8 protein-coding genes and 1 pseudogene are annotated in these 6,552 nt (G+C 45.0%); 2 read left to right on the top strand and 7 right to left on the bottom strand.

Annotated features, from left to right (window positions below; translation table 11 throughout):
* The 7 genes from VK080_RS10370 to VK080_RS10400 all read right to left on the bottom strand — a co-directional run.
* Positions 1 to 506: rhodanese-like domain-containing protein (locus VK080_RS10370; protein WP_324224699.1), on the bottom strand; the 506-nt coding region annotated here is incomplete at its 3' end.
* Positions 507 to 524: 18 nt separating this feature from the next.
* Positions 525 to 929: a DsrE/DsrF/DrsH-like family protein gene (locus VK080_RS10375; RefSeq protein ID WP_324224700.1), complete on the bottom strand. Its 405-nt coding sequence runs from the start codon at positions 927 to 929 to the stop codon at positions 525 to 527.
* A gap of 19 nt (positions 930 to 948) precedes the next feature.
* Positions 949 to 1,527: a sulfurtransferase TusA family protein gene (locus VK080_RS10380; protein ID WP_324224701.1), complete on the bottom strand. Its 579-nt coding sequence runs from the start codon at positions 1,525 to 1,527 to the stop codon at positions 949 to 951.
* A 15-nt stretch (positions 1,528 to 1,542) separates the two neighbouring features.
* The gene (locus VK080_RS10385) at positions 1,543 to 1,842 is read right to left on the bottom strand and encodes a rhodanese-like domain-containing protein (protein ID WP_324224702.1); all 300 of its coding nucleotides are present in this window, start codon (positions 1,840 to 1,842) and stop codon (positions 1,543 to 1,545) included.
* A 76-nt stretch (positions 1,843 to 1,918) separates the two neighbouring features.
* Positions 1,919 to 2,398 carry a DsrE/DsrF/DrsH-like family protein gene (locus tag VK080_RS10390; RefSeq protein ID WP_324224703.1) on the bottom strand — a complete coding sequence of 160 codons (480 nt, stop codon included), beginning with the start codon at positions 2,396 to 2,398 and terminating at the stop codon, positions 1,919 to 1,921.
* Between the two features lie 138 nt (positions 2,399 to 2,536).
* Complete coding sequence (locus VK080_RS10395; RefSeq protein ID WP_324224704.1) at positions 2,537 to 2,797, bottom strand: metal-sensitive transcriptional regulator; 261 nt, start codon at positions 2,795 to 2,797, stop codon at positions 2,537 to 2,539.
* Between the two features lie 5 nt (positions 2,798 to 2,802).
* Complete coding sequence (locus tag VK080_RS10400; protein WP_324224705.1) at positions 2,803 to 3,156, bottom strand: hypothetical protein; 354 nt, start codon at positions 3,154 to 3,156, stop codon at positions 2,803 to 2,805.
* A 148-nt stretch (positions 3,157 to 3,304) separates the two neighbouring features.
* On the opposite strand from VK080_RS10400, the gene VK080_RS10405 reads away from it, so the two are divergent.
* The gene (locus VK080_RS10405; RefSeq protein ID WP_324224706.1) at positions 3,305 to 4,954 is read left to right on the top strand and encodes a CoA-disulfide reductase; all 1,650 of its coding nucleotides are present in this window, start codon (positions 3,305 to 3,307) and stop codon (positions 4,952 to 4,954) included.
* A 237-nt stretch (positions 4,955 to 5,191) separates the two neighbouring features.
* Positions 5,192 to 6,418: pseudogene (locus tag VK080_RS10410) on the top strand (peptide chain release factor 3); the annotation flags it as partial.
* Positions 6,419 to 6,552: the final 134 nt, after the last annotated feature.

A 6,552-nucleotide genomic window follows, 5' to 3' on the forward strand; every position in this document is an offset into this window, starting at 1 on the left:
ATGGTATGCGTAATGGTGACATCTTTCTCTTCGGCAAATCGCTCGTAAATATCGGTCATCCGGTTGGCGTCGATCACGGCTGCTTCATTTCCGGAAATGGCCATATATGATAGACAGCCTTTGCCAAGACGGACGAATTGATAAAGACTTCCGCCGTCATGCAGGTCAGCGATTTTCACCGGCTCCAGATGTTCACTCCAGGCTTTCATACCGCCTTCCAGGTCATAAACATTCGTGAAACCTTCTTCTTCAATCATTTCGGCAACCATCTTGGATGACCCGCCTTTGGCACAGACGACAATGACTTCCTGATCCTTATTCAGTTTACCCGCAACAGGATCAAGACCATCCAGCAGATTAAAATAGGGTTCGTTAATGACTTCGACACTGTCCCCTTCAATTTTCCAGTCATCAAATTCATCCGTGTTGCGGACATCCAATATCAGCGTTTCCTCACGATTAACGACACGTTTTGCAAGTTCGTTCGTTGTGATACTTTGTGACATGCTTTAGCCTCCCTTTGTTTAAAATGTCAGTGAGATGTCGGCGTCTTTGGCAAATTCAATGAATGATGCTGCGCCACCGACTTCAATCCCATCAACAAAATCGTCTTTTTCCAGATTCATAACGTCCATCGTCATTTGACAACCAATCATTTTAACGCCCATTTCCTGTGCCATTTCCAGCAAGTCGCTGATTCCCGGCACATTGGCTTTTTCAAACCCTTCCTGGAAGTGTTCTTTCCCTTCCGGCAGCGGCAGGTTTTTATGCGCTTCTTTATGAATCAGATTTAATCCTTCAAATGTGAAGAATATCCCCACCTCTTTATCAGATGCTGCGGCTGCGGTGGCAATATTGAATACTTTATACGCATCAAACATACCACCGTTTGCTGCAATTATCGCGACACGTGTGTTGTTATTTTCCATGATTGATTCCTCCTAAAAATTAATCGTTTGATTTCTCGGTTGGACCGTCCCAGTCGGACATGCCCGGTACAACATTTTTGACATTTTTAAAACCTTTGTCTGACAGCTTCTGAGATGCCAGATCACTTCGGCTGCCCGTACGGCAAATCACGTTAATTTCCTTGTCATCGTTGATTTCATCCATACGATCATCCAATTCGCCGAGTGGAATGTTGATGGCGCCCGGAATATGATGAAAGGCATATTCGGCTTCTTCCCGCACATCAAGAATCGTGATAGCTTCCTGACTGTTCACCTTTTGCCGCAACGTCTCAAGGTCCGTCACGTCATTAAATTTCTTTTCTTCTTTTGCTTCATCATCGCTTGCCTTTCTCAAGTAATGCTTGAGCACGCCGTCGTCTTCTTCCAGTGTGCCGATATACTGGTGGCCGGTACTTTCCGCCCACGCCTTGATATCGGCTGTGGAACCTTTATCGGTTGCCTGCACTTCCATGACCTGGCCCGGCTCCAAATTAACGATCGCTTTCTTTGTTTTAACGATCGGCATTGGGCAGGCTAGCCCTTTTGCATCCAATGTTTCGTTTGCTGTAATTGCCATATGAATACCTCCTTCTTACTTTTCAACGTCTCCATCCCAGGCGAGCATGCCGCCGTCCACATTGGTCACGTCATAACCCTGCTCTTCCAAAAACTCGCTGGCTCTTCCACTGCGTCCGCCCGAGCGGCAAACCATATAATAGTGTTTGTTTTTTTCAATTTCATCAAGACGATGTGGCACCTCACCTAGCGGAATGTGTTTCGCACCCGGAATTTTGCCTTGTACGACCTCATCATCTTCGCGCACATCAATAACATTGAAGCTCTCGTTATTTTTCACTTTTTTCGCCAATTCTTTCATGTCAATTTGTTTCATTCGTTGTCCCTCCTCATATTTGTTCCTCTGAATTCTGCTGTTAATAAAACTATTACGGGCAGGGGTATATAAAAGGTTAAATGAATAGGCTGATATTACCCTGTTCTGCTTCACCAACATATGCCGCAACACCGCCATAATTAATGTCATCGAGCAGTTCCTCTTTCTGCAGTCCGAGCAAATCCATTGTCATCGTGCAGGCAATCAAGTTAACATCCTGTTCCTGTGCCATCTCAACCAATTGCGGCAGTGGCATGGCATTATGCTTTTTCATAACTTTCTTAATCATTTTCTGGCCCATGCCGAGGTAATTCATTTTTGAGAGGCTCATTTTATCTGCCCCTCCAGGCATGATTTTCCCAAACATTTTTTCCATAAAACCCTTTTTAACTGGGGCATTATCTTCTTTACGTAATGCATTCAATCCCCAGAACGTATGGAAAATGGTGACTTCGTGATCATAAGCGGCTGCGCCATTAGCAATAATATATGCTGCCATTGCTTTGTCATAGTCGCCGCTGAATAAGACAATCGTTGTTTTCTTCTTATCAGACATTAAGATCCCGTTCCTTTCAATTGTTAAAATACATATACCTGTACGGGTATTTATAAAAGCAAGAAAAAAAGGTTAGCGATCATCACGTAACCTATTTATCATTCTAAGAGAATAACCCGCTACTGTCAACACCTTTATTTATCTGCTTTTAACAAGCAGATTGACAGCCTCTTTAACCAAATCTTCCGAGCTTTCACCTTCCTGCTTTTCGTCACGGATGCATTCGGCCAGATTCTGGCTGACAATTAGTGCAGCTGTACGGTCAAGGGCATTGCGAACTGCTGTCATCTGTGTAACAACATCGCGGCATTCCTTTTCTTCTTCCATCATTTTCATAAGCCCTCTGACTTGTCCTTCAATACGTTTAACACGGTTCTTAACATCTGATTCATATTGCATGATGGTCACTCCTTTCTTAATTCTTTCCGCATAAGATAACCAATAACGTTTATTCCTTTTTGTTTCAAAAATCGTGCGCCTATATTTTTACCTTCATAATCGGAGGCAACGATGACGACCTGCTTATCAGATGGTATTTCATGAACATACCGCCTCAGATAAGGTATGGGAAGCTGGTGTGCACAAGCGATCGGATCGCGGCAGGCCAGCTGAAAATCCCGAGTGTCGACAAAAACAATATCTTCCTGCTTATATGATACCGAATGTAACGGCATATTTCCAATACCCGCCACCGGAACATAGCGACGGTAAATAAATATAAATAACATGGCGAGTGCTGCGATTATTACCAGTTTCATGTGTTTCTCCTTCCAAATGAACTGATCCCATCATATACCCCGTAAGGTATTTTGTCAACATGTGATCAATATCACTTTACACCCCCGGGGGTTTATTGTATGATACTTTTATACCCCAAGGGGTAATTTGATAAAAGGAGAATGTGTTATGTCCAGAAAGATTTTGATTGTTGGTGGAGTCGCCGGCGGATCTACAGCTGCAACCAGGCTGAGAAGACTGGATGAACAGGCTGAGATTGTTTTGTTTGAAAAGGGACCCTACATCTCATTTGCCAATTGTGGCCTTCCCTATTATATAGGTGAAACCATCCAGGATCGAAATAAACTGCTCGTGCAAACCGTTGAAGGTATGTCTGCACGTTATAATATGAGTGTCCGTACGTCCAGTGAAGTAACAGCTGTTGACAGAAAAGCCAAATCTGTCATGGTCAAAAACGTTGATACCGGTGAAACGTATCAGGAATCCTATGACGACCTCATCCTGTCACCCGGTGCCCGTCCGGTTGTGCCGCCTATTGAAGGTATACAAGATGCTGAATCACTTTTCACCCTGCGTAACGTACCGGATACCGATCGCATAAAAGCTTATATTGACCAGCAGCATCCAAAACATGCTGTCGTTGTCGGCGGGGGTTTTATTGGACTTGAAATGGCCGAAAACCTGCACGATCGCGGATTGGATGTTACCATCATTGAAATGTCCAATCAGGTAATGGGGCCGATCGATTACGAAATGGCTTCGATTATTCATCGGCATCTGAACGATAAGGGAATTCAGTTAATTTTAGATGATGGTGTGAAAGCATTTGAGAATAATGGGAATAAAGTTGTGACAGGCAACGGTCTCGAAATCGAAACAGATATGATTCTATTATCCATTGGTGTCCGTCCTGAAAACGAGCTGGCGAAAAATGCCGGGCTTGCAATTGGTGAGCGTGGCGGCATTCAGGTAAATGATCTGCTGCAAACCAGTGATCCGCATATTTATGCCATAGGTGATGCCATCGAAGTCAATGATTATACGAACCAGCAGCCGACGATGGTGCCACTTGCCTGGCCAGCCAACCGGCAGGGACGTATCGCCGCAGATAATATTTATGATAAAAACACAACTTACAAAGGAACGCTCGGCACATCAATCGCTAAAGTTTTCGATTACACCGTGGCAGCAACCGGTAATAATGAAAAAACGCTGACCAGGCTGGGCATTTCATATGAAGTGGTTCATGTGCACCCAGCATCACATGCCGGCTATTATCCCGGTGCTGAATCGATTGCCCTAAAGCTTATTTTTGACAAGGAATCAGGTCGGATTTATGGGGCACAAGCTGTTGGCAAAGATGGTGCTGACAAACGGATTGACGTCATTGCAACAGCTATGAAAGGCGGTCTGACGGTGATGGACCTGTCAGATTTGGAACTCGCCTATGCACCACCGTATTCATCGGCGAAAGATCCGGTTAATATGGCCGGCTACACAGCCACTAACATTGTGGAAGGCATGGCAGAATCTGTCCAATGGCATGAAATTGATGCTATTACGGAAAATGGCGGCACATTGGTTGATGTCCGTAACCCGCATGAATTGGAGCAGGGATATATCGATGGTGCTGTCAATATCCCGCTCGATGAGTTACGCAGCCGTCTGACAGAAATTCCGGCTGGTGAAACGGTTTATGTCAATTGTCAGGCCGGCCTGCGCGGCTACATTGCAACACGTATCTTAGAGGAAAATGGCTTGAATGCCATTAATCTTGATGGCGGCTGGAATACGTATGCGGCCGCTTATGATAAATAAAAGCGAGCAGTAAATAATGCTGTTTGTATCAAACTGTGCCCTCTTATGTGAAGGGGGCAGATTTTTTTCAGCTAATCAATTCCTGGTTGGCTACTCTCAGCCTTTCATTAACGTGTTTGACGAAAGGCGCTCAACGTGCTATCTTTTGATGGTGATAATAAGTTTGCTCCTCCCCATTTTCCTATATCCTCTTGCCTCTCCTCAACAATAAGCTATTCTATATGAAAGGATTTTTTTATGACAGTACAAGAAGAAGTGACAAAACGACGGACATTTGCAATCATTTCACACCCGGACGCAGGGAAAACAACATTAACTGAGAAACTCCTGCTGTTTGGAAATCTGATCCGCTCGGCCGGCACTGTCAAAGGAAAAAAATCCGGCAAATTTGCGACATCGGACTGGATGGAAATCGAAAAACAGCGCGGTATTTCGGTGACATCCAGTGTGATGAACTTCCCGTACCAGGGTTATCAGGTCAATATTCTGGATACCCCCGGCCACGAAGATTTCAGTGAGGATACGTACCGGACACTGACCGCAGTCGACAGTGTCGTGATGATCATCGATGCGACAAAAGGGATCGAAGCGCAGACGATCAAGTTGTTTAAAGTTTGTAAAATGCGTGGCATTCCGATTTTCACCTTTATCAATAAACTGGACCGAGAAGGACGTGAGCCGCTCGAACTGCTGGAGGAAATCGAGGAAGTACTCGATATTGAAACCTATCCGATGAATTGGCCCGCCGGCATGGGCAAACGATTTCTCGGGACGTTCGACAGGCATGGGGAGCAATTCATCCAGTATAATGGGAATGAAGAAGAGACATATATCCCGTATGCAGATCTGGAAAAACCGGAGCATGAGGATTTGATTCGTGACGCGACCTATCAGTCAGCCAACGATGAGCTGGCACTGGTCGAGGAAGCGGGTGATGAATTTTCACTGGATGCCGTTCTTTCCGGGGAGCAGTCACCGGTCTTTTTCGGGAGTGCTCTCGCTCCGTTCGGGGTACAGACATTTTTTGACACATTCATTTCAATGGCGCCCGCACCAGCACCACGCAAATCAACTGAAGGCGTCATATCACCGGATAACCCGTACTTTTCCGGTTTCATTTTCAAAATCCAGGCAAACATGAACCCTAACCATCGTGATAGAGTGGCTTTTCTGAGGGTTTGTTCCGGCAAATTCGAACGGGGGATGAGTGTCAAACTGGCACGTACCGGAAAGCCGATCAAATTGGCACAATCACAGCAATTTGTGGCATCATCAAGGGACACTGTTCAAGAAGCGTATGCGGGGGATATTATCGGAATTTATGATCCAAACGCATACCAAATTGGGGATACATTATTGGAAGGAAATAATCTGTTCGAATATCAGGAACTTCCGCAATTCCCGCCTGAGCAGTTTCAGCACGTTACTGCCAAGAACGTCATGAAAGCCAAGCAATTTAAGAAAAACCGGGCAAAGTACGGCCCGGTCCTTTTCTCTCTTTCCAAGTTAGAGAATATCCGATAATTTGTATTCCTGTCCATGCACACCTTTATAATACTCTGGATACATCTCTCCTCCACATCGTTCACAGTTGAATC

It is taken from the genome of Lentibacillus sp., from assembly GCF_035301925.1.
GTDB lineage: Bacteria > Bacillota > Bacilli > Bacillales > Amphibacillaceae > Lentibacillus.

What these genes read in the sequence shown, in the direction of transcription:
- VK080_RS10400 (WP_324224705.1), bottom strand. Translation starts at nt 3,156, where the DNA reads ATGAAACTGGTAATAATCGCAGCACTCGCCATGTTATTTATATTTATT.
- VK080_RS10380 (WP_324224701.1), bottom strand. Translation starts at nt 1,527, where the DNA reads ATGGCAATTACAGCAAACGAAACATTGGATGCAAAAGGGCTAGCCTGC.
- VK080_RS10395 (WP_324224704.1), bottom strand. Translation starts at nt 2,797, where the DNA reads ATGCAATATGAATCAGATGTTAAGAACCGTGTTAAACGTATTGAAGGA.
- VK080_RS10375 (WP_324224700.1), bottom strand. Translation starts at nt 929, where the DNA reads ATGGAAAATAACAACACACGTGTCGCGATAATTGCAGCAAACGGTGGT.
- VK080_RS10390 (WP_324224703.1), bottom strand. Translation starts at nt 2,398, where the DNA reads ATGTCTGATAAGAAGAAAACAACGATTGTCTTATTCAGCGGCGACTAT.
- VK080_RS10405 (WP_324224706.1), top strand. Translation starts at nt 3,305, where the DNA reads ATGTCCAGAAAGATTTTGATTGTTGGTGGAGTCGCCGGCGGATCTACA.
- VK080_RS10385 (WP_324224702.1), bottom strand. Translation starts at nt 1,842, where the DNA reads ATGAAACAAATTGACATGAAAGAATTGGCGAAAAAAGTGAAAAATAAC.